Source organism: Rhizobium sp. RM, assembly GCF_013390595.1.
In the GTDB taxonomy this organism is placed as follows: domain Bacteria; phylum Pseudomonadota; class Alphaproteobacteria; order Rhizobiales; family Rhizobiaceae; genus Agrobacterium.
The window spans coordinates 495,668-520,567 of sequence record NZ_JACAWV010000007.1; the positions used below are offsets into that span (position 1 = coordinate 495,668).

A 24,900-nucleotide genomic window follows, 5' to 3' on the forward strand; every position below is an offset into this window, starting at 1 on the left:
CTCGTTAATCCGACAGCCGTTGCCTGAGTCTTCTCGGGCACCCATCCGCGCGGTCTGTCTGGGGTCTGGAAGCGGGAGACATGTGAATGAACGAGCATTTTCCTCGTCGGCATCAGTCGTCCACGGCAGGTAAGAAAAAAAAGACTGAGTCGAAAAAAGGCAAACAGGACAGACTTAGTTCGATGCTGATGGAGCTCGAGCAGCGCATCGCATTCGATGCCGCTGGCGCTGCAACCGTCGACCAAACTCAGGACGAACACGCGTCACAGGTCGGCGAGAATGGCGACCATCATCAAACGGACGATACCAGTGATGGGGACCAACACGCTCTCGCCGCAGCATTGACGGCCGCAACGGATTCGACCCCTGACGACGTTCCATCTGATGAGATATCGTCAAAGCAGGTGGTGATTGTCGACAGTTCCGTCCCGGACTACGAAACGCTGCTCCAGGGAATTGAGGGCGACTTTGAGGTCGTGGTCCTGGAACAGGGTCGCGACGGTGTCGAGCAACTGGCTGAAGCGCTTTCCAACATGAAGGATGTGGAGACAGTCCACATCATCTCGCATGGGGATGAAGGCCGGCTTTATCTCGGCTCTGCCGAACTGACGATTGAATCGATGGCCGGCGACTATGCCGACGAGCTGCAAAGCCTCAAATCCTATCTGAGCGATGACGCCGATATCCTGATCTATGGCTGCGACTTCGCTCGTGGTGAGCTCGGCCAGAATGCAGCCCGCATGATGGGGTACATGACCGGCGCCGATATTGCGGCTTCGACCGACGCCACGGGCAGCGCCGATCTCGGCGGCGATTGGGATCTTGAATATCGCACCGGCGAGATCGCTGCCAGCGTCCTTCCCACCATGGATGCCCAGCGCGAATATGCCGAATTGCTGAACGTTCAGGCCAGCGTCGGCAACGGTGCCCTTCTCGTTGTCTCAGGACGAACGCTTTACAGCGTCGATGTCGTCACCGGCAAGGCAACCGCCATCACGACGGCCCCCGCCACCATAGGTGGGGTCAGCTTGAGCGATACGCTGAACTCGCTCGCCGTCGACCAGACAAACGGGCTTATCTATTACACCGACAGCAATGCCGCGAATGCCAACCGTGCGCTGTTTGCGTATGACTTCATCAACAACACGCACATTCTGATCGACAGTGACCTGACCAATAACGGCACGGGTTTGAGTGTCACGGTGGGTGATAGAGGTGTCGGCAGCGGTGCCGCGACCTTTTACAACGGCTCACTTTATCTCGGCATTGAAAACATCAACGCCAGCGGCGATGACCAAATATGGCGCATCACCTTCAGCGGCAACGGCCGCACCATCGCCTCAGCCTCCACGTTTGGAGCAGCAGTCACTGGTACGAATGACTGGGGCGATTTCGCAATTGATACGACGAACAACTATCTGCTCAGCCTCAATGGCGCCGCTTCCACCATCACGCGCTACAACCTCTCGACCGGTGCAATCGTCAGCTCATTCACCAACCCCACCGGCACGACGCTGGTGCAGGGTGGTGGCGACATCAATGGAAATACCTACCTCGTGGGCTCGTCGATCCAGCAGATCAACGTCACGACCGGCGCTGCGATCGGCTCGGCGATCGCGATCACCACCAACGGCACGACAGCAATCGGTACCGTTTCCGATGGCGCCCGATGGGTGCCTCCGACAGGGTCGATTGGTGACCAGATTTACGACGACAACAATACCAATGGAACCTTCGATAGCGGTGACGTCGGGATCGCCAATGTTACGGTGCAACTGATCGATGACGTGAACGGCAACGGTGTCGCCGATACGGGTGAACGTGTTCTTGCAACGGACACGACCGGCGCTGACGGAAAATACCTGTTCACCGGTGTCTTGCCAGGCCAGTATGTTGTTCGCGTCACCGATACGAATGGCGTTCTTGGCGGTGCAACCGCAACAACGGCGACTACACAGTCCGCGACATTGACACTGATCGGCGCAAGCAGTCTTGCCGCGGATTTCGGCTACAACGCCATCGCGCCCGTGGTCGACCTGAACTCCGGCACGACCCCGACACAGATCATCACCAATGGCGGAACACCCGGTTCGACAGGCTGGACGGTTGGCGGCAGTGGCGGAGCGATTGCCAATGACGGTTTCGCATGGACCGTCAATGGCGGTAGCGGCACCCTTACGCAGGCAAACGTAACCGGCTGGAACGATGGACTTGCGCCTTCCGGTGCAGCCCAATTGACCTTCGATTTGGGCTGGAGCAATAACCTTCTGCTTGGTGTCTCCAATGACAACAACACACCGGCGACGCTCGACATCACGATAGGCGGCGTTCTCTACGCACGTATCACCACCGGCACGTTGAACGGAACGCCGAACACGGCGACCATCACCTATTTCAATGGCGCAAGCGGCTCTCCAACCACGGTGGCCGCTTCAACGGCAGGCACCACGGCGTGGACCCGAACTGCCGTTACGCTCAATCTGCCTTCCACCGTGGCTGCAACCGGCGATCTTGTCTTCACCTACTCGGCGGCGGGCGGCTTGCTGACGCCCAGTACGGACGACATATTCATCGACAATGTCAGCGCACTCAGGAATGTCGATAGCGTTGCCGGCGTTAACTACACAACAACCTATACCGAGAATGGCGCCGGGGTTTCGATAGCATCGACAACAGCCGGTAGCCTCGCCGACGTCCGCGACCGTGACAGCACGAATATGCGCTCCGCAACTATCGTGCTGACCAATGCACAGGCCGGAGATGTCCTTAATCTTGGCACCCTCCCGACCGGAATTACCGGAACGGTCGACACCTCTGTTTCTGGCCAGATCACCGTTACTCTCAGTGGATCTGCGACAAAGGCAAACTACGCAGCCGCAATCCGCGCCATAACCTTCTCGAACAGTGGCGACAGTCCCGGTACGACGCCGCGTGTCATCAATGTCACCGTCAACGATGGCGGCCTCACATCCGCGGTTGCAACCTCGACAATCAACGTCGTGGCCGTCAATGACGCACCAGTCAATACGCTGCCCGCGAGCGGCTGGGCGACCAACGAAGACACCAGTGTTGCCCTTTCGGGCCTGTCGATTGCGGATATCGACGCCGGCAGCGGCACCATGACCGTCACGCTGAATGTCGCAACTGGCGCGATCACAGCGACATCCGGCGGCAGCGTGACCATTGCAGGTTCCGGCACGAGCACGATTACCCTGACCGGCACGATCGCCAATATCAATGCCTACCTCGCTTCGGCGGCCGCCCCGATCTACGTCCCGGTCGCTGACGCCAACGGCGCTGTCGTCCTGACGATGACCACCAGCGACAATGGCAACACGGGAACTGGTGGCGCGCTCACCGATATCGATACTCGCAACATCACCATCAATCCGGTCAACGATGCGCCGGTGCTCGATCTCGACGGCTCATCTGCCGGTTCCGGTTATTCCGTCGGTTACACGGAAAATGGCACTGGCGTCGCGATCGCAGCCAGCAGCAATTCTGTCGTTGATGTCGACAACGCCAATATTGCGTCCGCCACAATCGTAATCACCAATGGCCAGGCGGGCGACGTTCTTGCCGCAACAGGCACACTGCCAGCCGGTATCACCGCAAGCTACAATTCGACTACCTACACGCTCACCTTGACCGGCTCAGCCACCAAGGCCGCCTACCAGACTGCACTGGCGCAGATCCTTTATTCCTCGACATCCGACAATCCGACAATTGGCAACACCGTTACGGGTCGCACGATCAGCGTAACCGTCAACGATGGCGCGCTTGCCTCCAACACTGCCGTAACGACGGTTGCGGTTACAGCGGTCAACGACGCGCCTGTTAACACGCTCCCGGCATCGGGCTGGGCGACCAGCGAAGATACAAGCGTCTCCCTGACAGGTCTCTCGGTCGCCGATCTCGATGCCGCCGGCGGCACCATGACGGTGACGCTCGGTGTCTCCTCAGGCACGATCACCGCGACATCCGGCGGCAGTGTCACGGTCACAGGATCGGGAACGGCAACCCTGACGCTGACGGGCACGCTCGCCAACATCAACGCCTACCTCGCGTCAGCTTCCGCACCAATCTATGTACCGGTTGCAGACGCAAACGGGTCGGTCACCTTGACTATGACCACCAGTGACGGAGGCAATACCGGCACCGGTGGCACCTTGACTGATGTCGACACCCGTACAATCAGCATCGCGGCCGTCAATGATCCTCCAATTCTCGATCTCGACACCGGAAGCGCTGGCACAGGGTATTCGACCAGCTATACGGAAAACGGAACTGGTGTGGCGATCACCGGGACTGCCGCGCTCATTGCCGATGTCGATAATGCCAATATGAGTTCGCTTACGGTTGTGATCTCTAACGGCCAGGCGGGCGACGTCTTGGCCTTGAGCACCAGCGTTCCCGGCATCTCCGCCAGCTACAATGCCGCTACATTTACCCTCACGCTGACCGGATCGGCGACGAAGGCCGACTATCAGACCGCACTGCAGGCGATCAGATACTCCTCGACGTCGGAAAACCCTTCGACAATCGCCCGCACGATCAATGTCGTTACCAATGACGGTGCCGCGAATTCCAACACGGCAGTTGCAACCGTCAATGTGATTGCGGTCAATGATGCACCCGTCAACACTGTGCCCGGTCCTGTGACCGTACAGGAAGACGTGCTGACGGCAATTACCGGCCTTTCCGTCACCGATGTAGACACGACGAACGTAACGGTCACTCTGACTGTTGCAAACGGCACCCTATCGCCGTCAACGATAGCGGGTACGGTAACCGGTGCGGGTACAGGCACCGTAACAATCTCCGGCACGCAGGCGCAGGTAAACAGCGTACTTGCCTCCGTACGCTACCAGGGCAACCCCGACTATAACGGTTCTGACACCCTGACGATGGTGACCTCGGACGGATCGCTCTCCGATTCGGACACAGTTGCGATCACCATAAATCCCGTCGCCGATATCGTCCCGGACACGGTTACCACGAATGAAGATACGGCACTCAGCTTCAATGTCATCACGGGTACCAATGGCGCTTCCGCTGACAACTTCGAAAACGCCAACCGTACGCTGACCTCCGTTACCCAACCGCCGTCCGGACAAGGCGTTGTCACCTTCAATGCCGACGGCACGATCACCTACACCCCAACCGCCAATTTCAACGGTCAGACAAGTTTCACGTACACCGTTACATCTGGCGGCGTCACTGAAACCGCAACCGTCACCGTCAACGTTACCGCCGTCAACGACGCGCCGGTTAACACCCTTCCGGCTTCCGGCTGGGCAACCAATGAAGACACAAACGTTGCGTTGACCGGCTTGTCGATTGCCGACGTCGATGCCGGAACAGGTACGATGACGGTTCAACTGTCCGTCACCGCAGGTACACTGACGGCAACGTCCGGTGGAGGCGTCACGATTTCCGGTTCGGGCAGCACGATCACCCTCACCGGCACGCTTGCCAACATCAACGCCTACCTCGCATCCGCTTCAGCCCCGGTTTATGTTCCGGTCGCCAATGCCAATGGCAGTGTGACGCTGACCATGACCACCAGCGATGGCGGCAACACGGGCTCCGGCGGGACATTGACCGATGTCGACACCAGACCGATCACCATCAATGCCGTGAACGATGCACCGGTCAACGCGTTACCGGCGGGTTACTCCACGGCCGAAGATACATCGGTTGGTTTGACCGGAATGCAGATCAGCGATGTCGATGCGGCAACCGGTACGATGACGGTAACCCTGGGGGTCAACTCCGGGACCCTGACCGCGAGCGCCGCAAACGGCGTGACGGTATCGGGTTCAGGAACAGGTACGATCACGATCACCGGCACCCTTGCCAATATCAACACGTTCCTCGCCGGGGCCTCTCGCCCAACATTCACGCCGGTCGCGGATTTCAACGGCAGCGTGACGCTGACAATGACCACGAGTGATGGCGGCAATACGGGTTCCGGAGGCACGCTGACCGATGTCGATACGGCAACGATCACCGTTACCCCTGTCAACGACGCCCCGATCCTCGATCTCGACGCGTCTGGTGCAGGCACAGGTTTCACAACCAGCTATACCGAGAATGGCACCGGTGTCGCGATCGTCGATACAGACGTCCTGATCACCGACGTCGACAATGCCAACATGTCTTCGGCGACGATCGTCATCACCAACCCGGTTGCGGGTGACACGCTGTCGGTCGCGGGTACACTGCCGACCGGTATAAGCTTCAGTTACGACGCAGGCACCTACACGCTCACTCTGTCCGGGTCCGCCACCAAGGCCGATTATCAGACGGCGCTGCAGCAGATCCGCTACACATCAACGTCAGACGATCCAGGTTCAACCGCCCGTACGATCAGCATTTTGGTCAACGATGGCTCGGCTGTGTCGAATACGGCAGTGACAACTGTCTCAGTGACCCCCGTCAACGATGCGCCCGTCAATACGCTTCCCGCCAGCTACACGACCGCAGAGGATACAACGCTCACCTTGAGCGGCCTCTCCGTCGCCGATCCAGATGCCGGCACTGCGACAATGACTGTCTCGCTCAGTGTCAACTCCGGTAGCATCGCGGCCACCAGCGCTGGCGGCGTCATCATTTCGGGGTCCGGTACGGGCACGATCACGCTGAGCGGCACGCTCGCCAACATCAATGCCTATCTTGCAGCGAGTGCGACACAACCGGTTTATACGCCGGTCGCCGACTTCAATGGCGCCGTGACGCTCACCATGACGAGCAGCGACGGTTCGCTGACTGACACCGATAGCCGCACGATCACCGTCAACGCAGTCGCTGACATTGCCAGCGACACGGCCACCACCAATGAGGACACGGCGACAACGATAGACGTCAACGCCAACGACAGCTTCGAGAATTCCGCCCATCAGATTACCGCCATCAACGGCAGTTCAATCGTGGCCAATGGCGTGGTCACCGTGGCAAATGGCACGGTGCGCCTCAATGCAAACGGCACACTCACGTTCACGCCGTCGGCCGACTACAATGGCCAAACCACGTTCACCTACACTGTCACCTCAGGCGGCGTCACTGAAACGGCAACCGTCACGGTGAATGTCACCCCGGTCAACGATGCACCGGTCAATACCGTGCCGGGTGCACAAACAACCGCAGAAGATTCACAGCTTTCTATTGGTGGCGTCAGCGTCACCGATATCGATGGCGGCACGTTGACAACTACCGTAAGCGTCACGAATGGGTCGCTTTCGGTGACCACAGGCGGCGGTGCAACGATCAGCAATAATGGCACGGCTACAGTAACGATCGCTGGCACTGCAGCGCAGATCAACGCAGCACTCGCCGGGCTCTCCTATACGCCGACTGCCGATTACAATGGCTCGGCCCAACTGACGCTCGTCACGTCCGATGGATCGCTCTCCGATACAGACGGCATTGCAATCACGGTCACGGCGGTTTCCGACATCGCCAATGACACCGTGACAACCAATGAAGACACTGCCGTTACAATCAATGTCAACGCCAACGATACATTCGAAAATTCGGCACACACCATCACCGCGATCAACGGCACCGCAGTCGCCGTCAATGGAACGGTCACGGTGGCGAATGGCACCGCGCGTCTGAATGCCGACGGAACAATCACCTTTACACCCGCTGCAAACTACAACGGGCAAACGAACTTCACCTACACGGTAACATCAGGCGGCGTGACTGAAACCGCGACCGTCACGGTCAATGTGACAGCAGTCAACGACGCGCCCGTGAACACCGTTCCGGGCACACAAACGATTTCTGAAGACGGGACTATCACCTTCTCCGCGGCCGCAGGTAATGCGATTACGGTGGCGGATATCGACAATGGAACACTGACGGTAACCGTTACGGTGACCAATGGCGCATTCTCGTTGTCCAGTATCACCGGCCTCACGTTCACGGCAGGTGACGGCACATCCGATACCACGATGACATTCTCTGGAACGACAGCTGCGATTAACGCAGCATTGGCCGGAGCGACCTATGTGCCGACCCGCGACTACAATGGCCCGGCCCAGATCACGCTTTCCACCTCCGACGGAGCCCTCACCGACACAGACACAATCGGTGTGACGATCACTGCGGTTACCGACATTGCCAACGATTCCGTCTCGACCGATGAGGATGTCGCAGTCACCATCCCGGTTCTCGCCAACGATACTTTTGATAATCCGGGCCGCGCAATCACTGCGATCAACGGCACCGCGATTGCCGTTGGCGGCACGGTCGCCGTCAATAACGGCACCGTGCAGTTGACCGCCGGTGGACAACTCGTTTTCACCCCGACGCTCGATTACAACGGCGTGACAACCTTCACCTATACGGTCACGTCAGGTGGCGTCACTGAAACGGCGACAGTCACCGTCGCGGTTGCATCCATCAATACACCACCAGTCAACACCCTGCCGACCAGCTATACAACGCTCGAGGACACAGGCCTTGGCCTGACTGGACTGTCGATTGCAGATGCGGATGCTGGTACCGGCACAGTCTCGGTCACACTTTCCGTCGATAGCGGCGTTCTAACGGCATCGACCTCCGGCGGCGTGACCGTAAGCAACAGCGGCTCCGGCCAGATTGTTCTCTCCGGGACGATCTCTGCCATCAATGCCTACCTGTCGGGAACTTCGCGTCCCACCTTCACACCGGCCGCGAACTCCGTCGCCAATGTTACCCTATCTATGACGACCAATGACAATGGCAACACTGGCGGGCCTGCGCTGACGGATGTCGACACCGCAACGATATCGATCACCCCTGTTAACGACGCACCGGCGGGTGCTGACAAGACGATCACTCTTACGGAAGACGGCAGCTACACATTTACGGCTGCAGATTTCGGCTTCACCGATCCAAACGATTCTCCCGCCAATACCCTTTCGGCGATCATCATCAACACGCTACCGACCAACGGCACCCTCTCGATCAGCGGTGTTCCTGTTACGGCCGGTCAGGTTATCAGTGCGGCCAATATTGGCAGCCTCACCTTTACGCCTTCAGCCAACGCAAATGGGACCGCACTCGCCTCCTTCACATTCCAGGTCCGTGACAATGGCGGCACGGCAAACGGAGGCGTTGATACTGACCTCAGCCCGAACACAATTACCTTCAACGTAACCGCGGTCAACGACGCACCCATCAACACTCTACCGGGTAGCTTTGTCACCAACGAGGATACCGCGCTGGCCCTGACGGGCCTCGCAATTTCGGACGTCGACGCCGGAAACGGCAATATGACCGTTACGCTTACGGTCGGATCAGGCACGCTTTCGGCAACAAATGGCGGCAGCGTTACAGTTACCGGTTCCGGCACAGGCACCATCACGCTCACCGGTACGGCCGCCAATATCAATGCGTTTCTTGCAGGAGCCGCAAGTCCGATCTACACGCCGCTTGCCAACGCAAACGGCGCTGTGACCTTGACCATGGTCACCAACGACAACGGCAATACCGGCAGCGGCGGCGCTCTTTCGGACACCGATACGGCGACGATTTCGATCACCCCGGTCAACGACGCGCCGGTTGGCTCCAATGCCGCAATCACCATCAACGAAGATACCGTTTTCTCCGGCACCTTGCCTGTCGCAACCGATGTAGACGGCGACACACTCACCTATTCGGCTGGCTCACTGGGACCGTCCCACGGCGTTGTTACCATCAACGCCAATGGCACATACACCTATACGCCTACAGCCAATTTCAATGGCACGGATACATTCAGATACCGCGTGAACGACGGCACGGCGACGGTCGAATACACCGTTACGGTCACCGTTAACGCGGTCAACGACGCACCGATCGCCGTAAACGACAGCGCCCAGACCACAGCCAACAGCAATGTCTCCACGAACGTCATCACCAATGACAGCGACGTCGACGGCGATACGCTGACCGTCTCACAGGTCAATGGCGTCGCCGGCAATGTCGGCGTGGCCGTCGCGGGCTCAAACGGCGGTGCATTCACAATCAGCGCCAATGGCGCTGCCATCTTTAATCCCGGCAATGCGTTCGCCGATCTCGCTGCGGGCCAGACACGCACGACGTCCGTGACCTATCAGGTTGCTGATGGCAACGGTGGCACGGCAACAGCGACCTTCACGATCACCGTAACAGGTGTCAACGATGCCCCGATTTCGACCCCGATCGCCAACCAGAGTTCAAGCGACGCGCAAAACGTCTCGCTCAATGTAGCTGGCAACTTCAGCGACCCGGACGCGGGCGACAGCCTGACCTTCACCGCAACCGGTCTCCCACCTGGTCTGTCGATCAGCGCAGCCGGTATCATCACAGGCACAATCGACCGCAGCGCCAGTGTCTCTGGTCCCTATTCTGTCACAGTGACAGCCACAGATCTCGCAGGCGCGCAGGCAAGTCGCAGCTTCACCTGGGCGGTCGCCAATCCGGCTCCGGTCGCGGGCAACGACGATTTCTCGACAACGGAAAACGCCGCGATCAACGGTTCTGTGCTTACCAATGACAGCGATCCGGACGGTGACCCGATTTCCGTCTCCGCCGTCGGCGGCAGCAGTGCCGGCGTCGGCTCTGCAGTAGCCGGTTCGAACGGTGGCACTTTCACCATCAATGCCGATGGCACCTATGCCTTCAATCCCGGTACAAGTTTCGACAATCTGGCGGCAGGTCAAACGCGCACGACGGCAGTGACCTACACGATATCCGACGGCCAGGGCGGAGCATCCACGGCTACCGTGACCGTCACAGTCACCGGCCAAAACGATGCGCCGATCGCGGTGAATGACAGCTTCACCACGAATGAGGACACCGCCGTCACCTTTAACGTGCTCGCCAATGACACGGATGTCGATGGCGGCACGCTGACCGTTACAGCCATAAACGGCACCGAAATCTCGATTGGCAATCCGGTTACCGTGACGGGTGGCCTTGTCTCGCTGAATGCGAACGGCTCGCTGACCTTTACACCGAACGCAAACTATAACGGCACCCTGAACTTCACCTATACCGTCGCCGACGGCCAGGGTGGGGCAACAACTGCTACTGTCAACGGCACGGTCAACGCAGTTCAGGACCCACCCGTCGCCATCGACGACACCTTCACCACACCAGAAGACAATGCGATTACGTTTGACGTTCGAGGCAACGACTTCGATGTTGATGGTGACACGCTGACAGTGACCCAGATCAATGGTCTGGCGATTTCGTCTGGTGGCTCGGTCGCGGTCACAGGCGGCACGGTGACACTTAACGCCGACGGCACCCTCACCTTTGCACCCGGTGCCAATTACAATGGCAACCCGAGCTTCACCTACACGATCTCAGACGGTAAAGGCGGCACTGCAACGGCGACCGTCAGCGGCACCGTCACGCCGGAACAGGACGCCCCGATCGCGACTGGAGACACCTTCATTACTGCGGAGGACACGGCAACAACGATTTCCGTTCTCGCCAATGACAGCGATCCGGATGGGGACGCGCTGACCATCACCCAGATCGACGGAACCGCGATTGTCACCGGCGCGACGGTTTCCGTTACAGGCGGCACAGTCACTCTGAACGCCAACGGTACGCTCACGTTCAGCCCGGCCGCCAACTATAACGGCAGCACAAGCTTTACCTACACGATCTCTGATGGCAGCGGCGGCAGCGCAACGGCAACCGTCAATGGAACTGTGACGGCAGTCAACGATGCCCCCGTAGCCGTAAACGACAGCTTCACCACTCTTGAAGACACGCCGATCACGCTGGATGTTCGGGGAAATGACAGTGACGTCGATGGCGATACGCTGACCATCACCCAGATCAACGGAACCGGGATCGTCACAGGAGCAACGGTTTCCGTCACCGGCGGCACCGTGACATTGAATGCCAACGGAACGCTGACCTTCACCCCCGCTGCCAATTACAATGGCAGCCCAAGCTTTACCTACACCGTCTCTGACGGCAACGGCGGCACGGCGACCGCCACGGTGAACGGCACGGTAAGCCCTGTCAACGACGTTCCGGTCGCCGTCAACGATACGTTCACGACGCCTGAAGATACCACGATCACCTTCGATGTCCGCAGTAACGATACCGACGCTGATGGTGACGCACTGACGGTGACGGCCATCAATGGAACGGCGATCACGGCAGGCCAATCAATCACCATCAACGGGGGGGCTGTAAGGCTTGATGCTGATGGTCGTCTGAGCTTCACGCCGAACGCCAACTATAATGGTCCAATCAGCTTCACCTACACCCTGTCGGACGGAACGGCCTCGGCAAACGCAACTGTGACCGGTACGGTGACACCAGTCAACGACGCTCCAACGTCGTCCGACATCAGCATCTCCACGCCCGAAGATACGCCATTTACCGGCACACTCGTTGCAACAGATGTCGATGGCGACACAATTACATTCTCCGCAGGGATGACGACCCCCGCCAACGGCACCGTTGTCATCAACGCGGACGGCACCTACACCTACACGCCAAACTCCGATTTTGACGGCACAGACAGCTTCAGCTTCGTTGTTACTGATCCAGGTGGTGCCCGCAATGAGTATACGGTCACTGTCACTATCAGCGACGTCAATGATAACCCAGTCGGCTCAACGATACCTGACCGTTCCGCCAATGACGGCGCCGTCGTCAATTTTGACGTCTCGAGCTTCTTCTCCGATGCCGATGGCGATACGCTGACCTACACGCAGACAGGCCTTCCGAACGGCCTCAGCCTCAGTGCCGCAGGCGTCATCACCGGCACCATCGATCGAAATGCCAGCCAGGGTGGAACCAACGGCGTCTACACGGTGACGATCACAGTATCGGATGGCAATGGTGGTACGGCCCAGCAGACATTCGCGTTGACCGTGTCGAATCCGGCGCCCGTCGCCGTCAACGATACCGTAACGACCGCGGAAGATACCGCAGTCACGATCAATGTGCTTGCCAATGACAGTGACCCAGACGGCGATCCGCTCTCCGTTGTCTCGGCAACGGCCGCCCATGGAACGGTGACTATTCTCGCGGACGGCGAGATATCCTATCTGCCGGCCGCCGACTACAATGGCACCGACACGATCACCTACACGATCTCCGACGGGAATGGCGGCACCGCAACGGCAACTGTCACCGTGACAATCACCCCCGTCAACGATGATCCCGCCGGTAGTCCGATTGCCGATCGCACCCGCAACGACGGCGATACCGACAGCCTTGATCTCTCTGCCTTTTTCTCTGATCCGGAAGGCGGCGCCCTCACCTATACAATCGATGCGGACTTCCCCCTTCCGCCCGGGCTCGTGCTTTCCGGGTCGACAATCAGCGGCCAGATCGCCCCGGATGCCTCAGGTCCCACGGGCGAGAAGAACTATCGTATTCGCGTCATCGCAACCGACCCGAACGGTGGAACGACCTTTGTCGATTTCAACTACACCGTCCTCAATGTTCCACCGATCGCCAACGATGATGCAGTCACAACAGACGAAGACACGCCTGTCGATATCGACATTCTCGCCAATGACAGCGATCCCGATGGCGATGCCGCCGAGGTCATCCGCGTCAACAACGTCGTTCTGCAGCCGAATGGCGCCCCGGTCGTAACCACCAACGGATCGGTCCGATTGATCGAAAACCCGGACGGAACCCAGTTCCTGCGCTTCACGCCGAATGCGGACTATAACGGACAGGAAAGCTTCAGCTATTCCATCTCCGACGGGAACGGAGGCGTTTCAACGGCAACGGTGACAGTCACGGTATTGCCGGTCAACGATGACCCCGTGCCGACCCAGCCGATCCCAGACCGGGTTCGCGCCGACGGCCAGTCTTTCACCTATGATGTGGCAGACTTCTTTACAGATCCAGATGGCGACAATCTGACCTTCACCATCACGGGCCTTCCCGCTGGACTGCAATATGATGCCGCCACCGGGCTTATCTTTGGCAATATCGACAAGAGCGCCAGCCAGGGCGGTCCGAATGGTGATGGCGTCTATGTCATTTCGATTGTTGCCAGCGACGGTACCTCGTCCACCCCGTCACAGACTTTCGAACTGACCGTAACCAATCCCGCGCCAACGGCAAACAACGACATCATTACCATTGCCGAGGACACTCCGACTGTCATCGCGCCACTCGCCAACGACACAGACCCCGACGGCGACCCGTTGACGATCGTATCCGCCAGCGCAGGCAACGGGAGTGTGACCATCAATGCCAATGGCACCTTGACCTATGTGCCGGCCCTTAATTTCAATGGCGTCGACACGATTTCCTACACCATCACTGACAACAATGGAGGGGTTTCCACCGCAACGGTGCGTGTGACTGTTACACCCGTCAACGACAATCCGACCTCCAACCCGATCCCCGACCAATACGATAGCGACAGCCAAGCTGTCGATTATAATGTCAGCCCGTATTTCAGCGACATCGACGGAGACACGCTGACATTCACCGCAACCGGCCTTCCGCCAGGCCTCTCCATCGACGCTGCCGGCCGGATCACCGGCACATTGGCCGCAGACGCATCCAATACAGATCCATATACGGTTGAAATCACGGCTTCCGATGGCAACGGCGGAACGACGACACGGATTGTCACATGGATTGTTACCAACCTTCCACCCAAGGCCTTCCACGACACACTAACCGTCGATGAAAACACGGCAGGTGGCGGCAATGTGCTTACCAATGACCAGGACCCGGATGGAGATCCACTCACCGTCGATCAGGTGGAGGGATCAGGAGCCAATGTCGGCGTGGCGGTTGCCGGCTCGAATGGCGGCACCTTCATCATCAATGCCAATGGCACCTACACGTTTGATCCTGGCACGGACTTTGACGACATGTCCGCAGGTGATACGCCCCGCACGACAACCATAACCTATCGTGTCACCGACGGTACGAATGTCGACACCGCGACGATTACCGTCACCGTCACCGGCGTCAACGATGACCCGACTGCAGACGAGATCCCAAATTACACCCGCGCGGACGGCCAATCGCTCACCGACCATCCGTTGCATCTTGACGCATTTTTCCAGGACATCGATGCCAATGACGCGCTGACTTTCAGCCAGACCGGATTGCCGCAAGGCCTTGAAATGGCGGCAGACGGGACGATTACGGGCATCATCGCCAACAACGCCAGCCAGGGCGGTCCAAACAACGATGGCGTCTATGTTGTGACAGTGACGGCCAACGATGGCCGCGGCGGCACGGTAGCGGAAACCTTCACGTTCACCGTGACCAATCCAGCACCGATTGCCGTAAATGACACAGTTGAAACCGGCGAAGATCAGCCAGTTACCTTCAACCCGATCACCGGTGAGGGCACAACCAGCGGCGACAATGGCATCGATATCGACCCCGATGGCGACACGCTTTTCCTTGACCCCGATTTTCCGCCTGTGGCAGGAAACGGCACGGTGACCGTCAATGCGGACGGCACCATCACTTACACGCCGAACGACAACTACAACGGCACCGACACCATTGTTTATCGCGTAACGGACGGTCAAGGCGGCTACAGCACAGGTATCATCACCGTTTCCGTCGATGCAGTGAACGATCCACCAATTTCGTCCCCGATCGCGGATATTTCGCGCAATGACGGGGAGACGATCAGTTTTGACATTTCGGGTAATTTTGTCGACCCCGAGGGAGAAACGCTGACATATACGGCAACTGGACTGCCGCCTGGACTTACGCTGGACCCGCTTACGGGCATTATATCCGGCGTCATCGACGCCGACGCATCCGGACCCACGGGTCTTCGCGATTTTGCAGTCAGGATCACGGCCACCGACCCGGATGGCGGAAGCACCTTCCAGGACTTCATCTATACGATCAAGAATGTGGCCCCGAATGCCGAGAATGACCAGGTTACCACGGATGAGGACACACCTGTCGACATAGACATCCTTGCCAATGATGAGGACCCCGATGGCGACACCGATACGGTCATTCTCGTTGAAGGCGTGAATCTTACGGTTGGCGGTCCTGCGGTCATGACCAGCAATGGCTCTGTGCAACTTGTTCTCAACGGGAACGGACGCGAAGTTCTGCGCTTTACGCCAAACCCCAATTTCAACGGCACGGAATCCTTCACCTATACGATTGGTGACAGGAATGGCGGTAGCGACACGGCGACGGTGACGGTAACAGTCAACCCGGTCAACGATGCACCCGTGGCGTCACCTATCCCAGACCGCGCACAGGTGGATAGCTCCGCCTTCAGTCTTGATGTCCGCCCCTATTTCAGTGATGTCGATGGTCAGACGCTGACCATTACAGTCGAAGGGCTTCCGCCAGAACTGACTTTCGATCCGGCGACCGGCATCATTTCCGGTACCCTCGATCCAGATGCGTCGAAAGACAGCCCCTACACAATCATTGTAAGGGCGAGTGACGGCATTGCCTCGGCCTCCAGCAGCTTTACTCTTACTGTCACCAACCCTGCACCCAATGCGGGAAACGACGTCGTCGACCTGACGGAAGACACGACCGTCAGCTTCAATCCGCTAACCGGAGCTGGCACTGTCAGCGGTAGCGCTGGCGCCGACACAGACCCGGATGGCGACCCGCTGTCGATCACCCAGATCGACGGCCAGCCTATTGGCGTTGGTGAAACAATAGCCGTCGCGGGTGGCAGTGTGACGCTGAACGATGCCCTGGGCAATCTTACCTTCACGCCGACCGCGGATTTCAACGGCACAGTCGCCTTTACCTACCGCATCAGTGACGGCAACGGCGGATTTTCCGACGCGTCGGTGACGCTCAATATCAATGCCGTCAACGATGTGCCTGTGATCGATCTGAACGGCACCACCAGCGGAACCGATAATTCCGTAACCTTCACCGAAGGTGACGGACCAGTCAGAATTGTTACGCCGGATGCCTTTGTTTCCGACGTAGAGGGGAGCATCGTCTCACTCGATATAAGCCTTGCCGGCTTTATCAATTCCGGTAGTGAAATTATTCATCTGAACGGCACTGCCGACATCATTTTCGGCACCGCATCGAGTGGCACCATTGCATTCGGAGGTACGACATTCGTCTACCAATACGATGGCGCCACATCAGTGCATTTCGAGAACGCCGCAGGTGCCGCCGTTCCCATGCCAAACGAAGCAGCGAGTGCCTTGTTGCGCGCCCTGCAATATGAAAACCGCAACGACAATCTGACCGCAGGTGATCGCACACTCACCATTTCCGTGACCGATAGTGGAAACGCCACAAATGCGGCCGTCGTCACGGTCAGCGTTGGAGCGGTCAACAACCCTCCAGTCGCCGTTGATGACACGGCCACCACGGGCGAAAACACACCGATTATCAACGGCCCAACTGTCCTTGGGAACGACACGGATGCTGAGGGCGCAACGCTAACCGTTATTGCGGTGGGGTCCGGCGATCCCGGCGACACCATTGCCGGTTCGGATGGCGGCACCTTCATCATCAACGCGGATGGCACCTACTCCTTCAACCCCGGCACCGAGTTTGACGACCTTCAGGTCGGTGAAACGCGCACCACAAGCGTGATTTACACGATTTCCGATGGCGACAATGGAACTGCGACAGCAACGCTGACGATCACCGTAACGGGCGAAAACGACGCTCCGGTGGGTGGCAGTTTCACCCTGAACGCCACAGAGGATCAAACATCGACAGGCTTCCTGCCTGTGACCGATGTCGATGGCGACGCACTGACCTACGCCGTACTCGGCCAGCCCACAAACGGCACAGTGACAATTGGCGCAGATGGCAGCTATAGCTATGTTCCGGCCGCAAATTTCTCGGGTCCTGACTCATTCACCTACACCGTGAATGATGGTCGCACGACCACCACGTTCACTGTGACCGTCAATGTTGCCAATGTCGAAGATCCCCCGACGGGAGAAATCCCCAATCAGGCATTCGACGATGCCGACGATGTAACCCTCGACATCTCGCAGTTCTTCACGGACCCGGACAACGATACGCTGACCTTCAGCCAGACTGGTTTGCCCGCCGGGCTGGTAATGAGTGCTGACGGCATTATTTCCGGCACGCTCGAAAATGATGCCTCACAAGTGAATGGCGGCATCTATCAGATCACCGTTACCATCAATGACGGTCAGCCGGGCGGCTCTATCACACGTAGCTTCACGATTAGCGTTTCCAACCCAGCCCCGCTCGCTCAGAACGACGCAATCACAACTGCAGAAAACATCCCTGCGACAGGCTCTGTCTTTGTTGATAATGGCTCGGGCGCGGATAGTGATCCGGACGGCGATGTTATCACTGTTGCTGCCGTGAACGGCAACGCGACCGGCGTCGGAACAAGCGTAACGGGAACCGCTGGTGGCAGCTTCATCATTGCCGAAGATGGAAGCTATACGTTCAATCCAGGGACCGACTTTGACAATCTTTCCGCCGGGGAAACCCGCGCGACCAGCATCACGTATACGATCACGGACGGTCAGGGCGGCACGTCGACGGCAACCTTCACCGTCACGGTCACGGGCACCAATGACGCCCCGGTTGGCAGCGATGACACGATCAATGTGACCGAAGATACGCCCTATAGCGGGATATTGCCTGCCGCCACCGATGCGGAAGGCGAGCCGCTGACTTATGCGGCTGCAAGCCAGCCGTCCAATGGCCGTGTCGTCGTCAACACCGATGGCACCTACACCTACACGCCCGATCCCGACTTCGAAGGCGATGACAGTTTCACCTACACGGTGAGCGACGGAACAGCCACGGTGGAATATACCGTTATCGTCAATGTTGGCGCGGTCAACGATGCACCGGCTCTTGGCAATGACAGCTTCACCCTCAACGAGGACGGCAATACGGTTCTCGATGTGCTGGCCAATGACAGTGATGCCGATGGCGACCCACTGACCATCACAGCAATCGACGGACAGGCCATCTCCGTTGGCACCTCCGTGGCGGTCACCGGCGGCTCCGTCACCCTCAATGCCAATGGCACACTCACCTTCACAGGCGCGGCAAACTTCAACGGGCCGCTCTCCTTCACCTACACCGTCTTTGATGGCACAACCACCTCCACCGCAACGGTCGCAGGCCAGATCAATCCCGTCAACGATCTGCCCGTCGCCGTCGATGATGTCGCACAGACCGATGAGAACACACCCATCGAAGGCAATGTCATCATTGGCAGCGACAGCGATGTCGATGGCGATACCCTCACCGTCATCCGCGTCGGCAATGGCGCAAATGGTGTCGGCGCAACACTTGCAGGCAGCAATGGCGGCAGCTTCGTCATCCGCGCCGATGGCTCCTACAGCTTCGATCCCGGCTCGGCCTTCCAGGACCTCCAGATCGGAGAAAGCCGCACCACCGCCATCACCTACACCATCTCCGACGGCAATGGCGCAACCGCAACCGCAACGCTGACCGTCACAGTCACAGGCCTCAACGACGCACCCGTCGCACCAACCCTGCCGCCTCGCGCCAATCTCGATGGAGCAGCCATCAACATCAACCTCGGCAACCTGTTTACCGATGTCGATGGCGATACACTCTCCTACTCCATCACCGGTCTGCCGACAGGCCTCTCATACGATCCAGCAACAGGCCAGATCACCGGAACAATCGATCCATCCGCATCCGGACCAACCGGCACCAACGCCTTCACCGTCACCATGACCGCAGTCGACGGCAATGGCGGATCGGTCGAGCGCAGCTTCACATGGACCGTCACAAACCCCGTGCCACAGGCACAGAACGATGCATTCGCCATCAATGAAGGCCAGACCCTCAACGGCAATGTCCTCGCCAACAATGGCAACGGCGTCGATGCCGACGACGATCCCCTCACCGTATCCCTGGTCAACGCCCCGGCAAACGGCACCCTCACCCTCAACCCCGACGGCACATTCACCTATCAGCCAAATGCCTTCTTCAACGGTTCAGACAGCTTCACATACCAGGTCGCCGATGGTAACGGCGGCTTCGATACCGCAACCGTCACCATCATCATCGGCGCCATCAACGATCCGCCCGTCGCAACAAACGACACATTCGTCATCGACGAGGACGGATCCATCAACCTCGATGTGCTGGCAAACGACACTGACCCGGATGGCGATACACTCACCATAACCGCCATCAACGATCAGGCCATCGCCGCTGGAAGTTCAATCAATGTCACGGGCGGCACCATCACACTCAATGCCGACGGGACCCTCACATTCACTGGCGCGCCAGACTTCAACGGCCCACTCTCATTCACCTATACCGTCTCTGACGGCATCATCAGCCGCAACGCAACCGTCTCAGGAACCGTACAACCCATCAACGATGCACCGGCTCTTGGCAATGACAGCTTCACCCTCAACGAGGACGGCAATACGGTTCTCGATGTGCTCGCCAATGACAGTGATGCCGATGGCGACCCACTGACCATCACAGCAATCGACGGACAGGCCATCTCCGTTGGCACCTCCGTGGCGGTCACCGGCGGCTCCGTCACCCTCAATGCCAATGGCACACTCACCTTCACAGGCGCGGCAAACTTCAACGGGCCGCTCTCCTTCACCTACACCGTCTTTGATGGCACAACCACCTCCACCGCAACGGTCGCAGGCCAGATCAATCCCGTCAACGATCTGCCCATCGCCGTCGATGATGTCGCACAGACCGATGAGAACACACCCATCGAAGGCAATGTCATCATTGGCAGCGACAGCGATGTCGATGGCGATACCCTCACCGTCATCCGCGTCGGCAATGGCGCAAATGGTGTCGGCGCAACACTTGCAGGCAGCAATGGCGGCAGCTTCGTCATCCGCGCCGATGGCTCCTACAGCTTCGATCCCGGCTCGGCCTTCCAGGACCTCCAGATCGGAGAAAGCCGCACCACCGCCATCACCTACACCATCTCCGACGGCAATGGCGCAACCGCAACCGCAACGCTGACCGTCACAGTCACAGGCCTCAACGACGCACCCGTCGCACCAACCCTGCCGCCTCGCGCCAATCTCGATGGAGCAGCCATCAACATCAACCTCGGCAACCTGTTTACCGATGTCGATGGCGATACACTCTCCTACTCCATCACCGGTCTGCCGACAGGCCTCTCATACGATCCAGCAACAGGCCAGATCACCGGAACAATCGATCCATCCGCATCCGGACCAACCGGCACCAACGCCTTCACCGTCACCATGACCGCAGTCGACGGCAATGGCGGATCGGTCGAGCGCAGCTTCACATGGACCGTCACAAACCCCGTGCCACAGGCACAGAACGATGCATTCGCCATCAATGAAGGCCAGACCCTCAACGGCAATGTCCTCGCCAACAATGGCAACGGCGTCGATGCCGACGACGATCCCCTCACCGTATCCCTGGTCAACGCCCCGGCAAACGGCACCCTCACCCTCAACCCCGACGGCACATTCACCTATCAGCCAAATGCCTTCTTCAACGGTTCAGACAGCTTCACATACCAGGTCGCCGATGGTAACGGCGGCTTCGATACCGCAACCGTCACCATCATCATCGGCGCCATCAACGATCCGCCCGTCGCAACAAACGACACATTCGTCATCGACGAGGACGGATCCATCAACCTCGATGTGCTGGCAAACGACACTGACCCGGATGGCGATACACTCACCATAACCGCCATCAACGATCAGGCCATCGCCGCTGGAAGTTCAATCAATGTCACGGGCGGCACCATCACACTCAATGCCGACGGGACCCTCACATTCACTGGCGCGCCAGACTTCAACGGCCCACTCTCATTCACCTATACCGTCTCTGACGGCATCATCAGCCGCAACGCAACCGTCTCAGGAACCGTACAACCCATCAACGATGCGCCGGTCAACACCCTGCCCGGTAGCTTCAACGGATCTGAAGATACCGATCTGCCTTTGACAGGGATTGCGATAATAGATGTTGATGCCGGTGATGCCTCAATCACGGTCACACTCGACGTGAATGCTGGATCCCTGATCGCCGCTTCCGGTAACGGCGTGACCGTCACGGGCAATGGATCGGGCTCTCTGACGCTGACCGGCACCGTCGGCAACATCAACGCATGGCTGTCAGGAACAACCGCGCCAATCTATCGTCCTGTTGAAAACAGCAGCGCTTTGGTCACCCTGACCATGACGACAAATGACGGCGGCAACAGCGGTGCAGGTGGAGCGCTGACGGCGATCAGTTCCTCGACACTCATCATCGACCCGGTCAATGACGCACCGGTTGCGACAGATCAGCGGATATCAACGCCGGAAGATACGCCTGTCGCTGGCGCCATCATGGCCTCGGATGTCGACGGCGATGCGTTGACCTACACTGTTTCGGCCCAGCCAGCCAACGGCCGTGTCACGATTGATGCAAGCGGACAGTATCTCTATACACCCGGCACGAACTTCTACGGCACGGACGTCTTTGTCGTTACGGTCAGTGACGGGCACGGTGGAACGACGACCGCCACGATTACAGTCGACGTTTCGCCAGTGAATGATCCCCCGGTTAGCTCCGATGGAACTCTTACGGTAGCGGAAGATACGATCTTCAACGGGCAACTGCCAAGAGCGGTTGATCCGGAAGGCGTAGCTGTCGTCTACACAGTCGGAAGCCCCCCGTCGCATGGGTCACTGACCATCAATCCGGATGGCACCTACAGCTATCAACCGGCCGCGAATTACAACGGCGCCGACAGCTTCACCTACACCGTCAGCGACGGCGTTGCGACAAGCACCTATACGATTTCGATAACAGTGACTGCGGTAAACGATGCGCCACTGGGCTCCGACCTTCAGATCTCGGTAGAGAATGGTGGAACGGCCAGTGGCAACCTGCCTCCGGCGATCGACCCGGAAGGATCCTCCGTATTTTACGAAGTCGACACCGTAACGCCTGGTGCCACCGTTATCATCGGTCTCGACGGCAGCTACAGTTACACGCCGCCGTCAGGTTTCAGCGGGACAGATACCTTCACCTACACGGTGAGTGATGGTTCGACGGAAACGATCTACACGGTCACAGTGACCGTAGGCCCCGCCAACCAGCCGCCGCTTGCCTCCGATGCGACCGTCGGGACAAACGAAGACGAACCGCTTTCGGGAATGCTGCCTGAAGCAACCGACGAAGAAGGGCAGGACATCACCTACTCGCTTGGCCGCAATGCCATCAACGGTTCGGTCGTCGTCAACCCAGATGGGACATATACCTATATACCCAATGCGAATTTCAGCGGCACGGATAGCTTCACCTATAGTGTCAGCGATGGCACGGCGTCGTCTGTCTACACGATCACGGTGAATGTTGCCGCAGTCAATGACGCTCCTGTGGGCTCCAATACAAGCATTGCGGTTACAGAAGACGTTCCTGCGAGCGGAATGTTGCCTCGGGCAATCGACCCCGAAGGCCAGACCGTTGTCTACGAGATCGGCACAAGCCTCCCCTCGCATGGTACTGTGATCATCAATGCGGATGGCAGCTACACCTACACGCCGAATGAGAATTTCAACGGCACAGATACGTTCACCTACATCGTATCTGACGGTGATGCGACCAACACCTACACTGTAACTGTCACGGTAAGCCCGGTGAACGATGCCCCGGTTGGGCGTGACGATCTGGTGTCTATCGACGAAAATACACCGTATAACGGTCAATTGCCGGCGGCCACCGATCCGGATGGCGACGAGGTCTTCTACAGCCTCGGCAACCAGGCGTCCAATGGCGTCGTTACAGTCAATTCCGACGGCACCTACATCTACGTGCCGAACGCGGATTTCAATGGCACAGACCGTTTCACCTACAGTGTCAGTGACGGAGTTCTGGAAGCGACATACACTGTCACTATCCTCGTCAATACGCCAAATGAACCACCCGTTTCATCTGACACCTCCATCTCGGTGAACGAGGGGGGCACGATAACGGGCATTCTGCCGCCAGCCACCGATCCGGAAGGACAGCCCATCGTCTATGGTCTTGGGTCAGGACCACAATACGGCACAGTCATCATCAATGCTGACGGTACTTACAGCTACAGACCCGCGGACGGTTACAATGGCGTCGACAGCTTTACCTTCACAATCAGCGACGGCAGAAACATTGTCGCCTATACCGTGACGGTCAGCGTCATTCCAGTCGAACAGCCGGAAGAACCGAGGCCTCCGCTTGAGATCGACCCGCCGGCGCCGATTTCCGCAGAACCAACCGACCCGTGGCAACCATCATCGCAAGGCTCGGAAACAATCTTGGCAGGTTCGCCGCTAACTGCCTCTATCATGAAAGATCTGAACGGGATCGCAGACCTCACTGCGCAAGGTCCGATCGTCAACGTGGTCAATTCCATCCGCTCACTCAATGGTATCGGTTCATTGCCGGAAGAAGGGGCCGTGATCCATGTCGCTCGCCAGATCGGCGACTGGCAGACAAGCGACCGGATCATTGATAAAATTGCCACCGGCTTCTTCAAGGGTGGCTCCAACATACATCTTTCGGGAGAAGGCGCCGAGAGCACCTGGTTCCAGGTCGATACGATGGTCTACAAAGACTATCTCTACATCATGCCGTCGTCGGCCGGGAACGTCGAAAATGCAACGTTCGGCGTGACTATGGCAGACGGAAAGCCATTGCCCGACTGGCTGAAGCTGACACGTCAGGGGCTCGTCATCGGACGCCCGCCAGCCGGGTTGCAATCCATCGACTTGCGCATCCATGGCAATTCGTCTGATGGGGTCATCTCAGACACCATGCGCATTGATCTGCACACCGGCACGATCCTCGATCATGTCAGTGACCGACGAACAGACCTGGGCCCCGGTATGTTTACCGACAATCTGTTCGCCGCAGCGGATCTTCATGGAGAAGATGTCTCCGTGCTGAGCCAGGCACTGTCAAACTGGGTCGAACTGCCCCAACGTTGATGGC

General features: G+C 58.4%; 1 protein-coding gene. It reads left to right on the top strand.

All coding sequences use genetic code 11. The features are described from left to right. Window positions 1-182: 182 nt before the first annotated feature. The gene (locus HWX89_RS06900) at window positions 183-24,896 is read left to right on the top strand and encodes an Ig-like domain-containing protein (protein ID WP_178340650.1); all 24,714 of its coding nucleotides are present in this window, start codon (window positions 183-185) and stop codon (window positions 24,894-24,896) included. Window positions 24,897-24,900: the final 4 nt, after the last annotated feature.

Excerpts from the sequence above, each read along its gene's own strand:
- HWX89_RS06900 (WP_178340650.1), top strand. The coding sequence starts at position 183 with ATGCTGATGGAGCTCGAGCAGCGCATCGCATTCGATGCCGCTGGCGCT.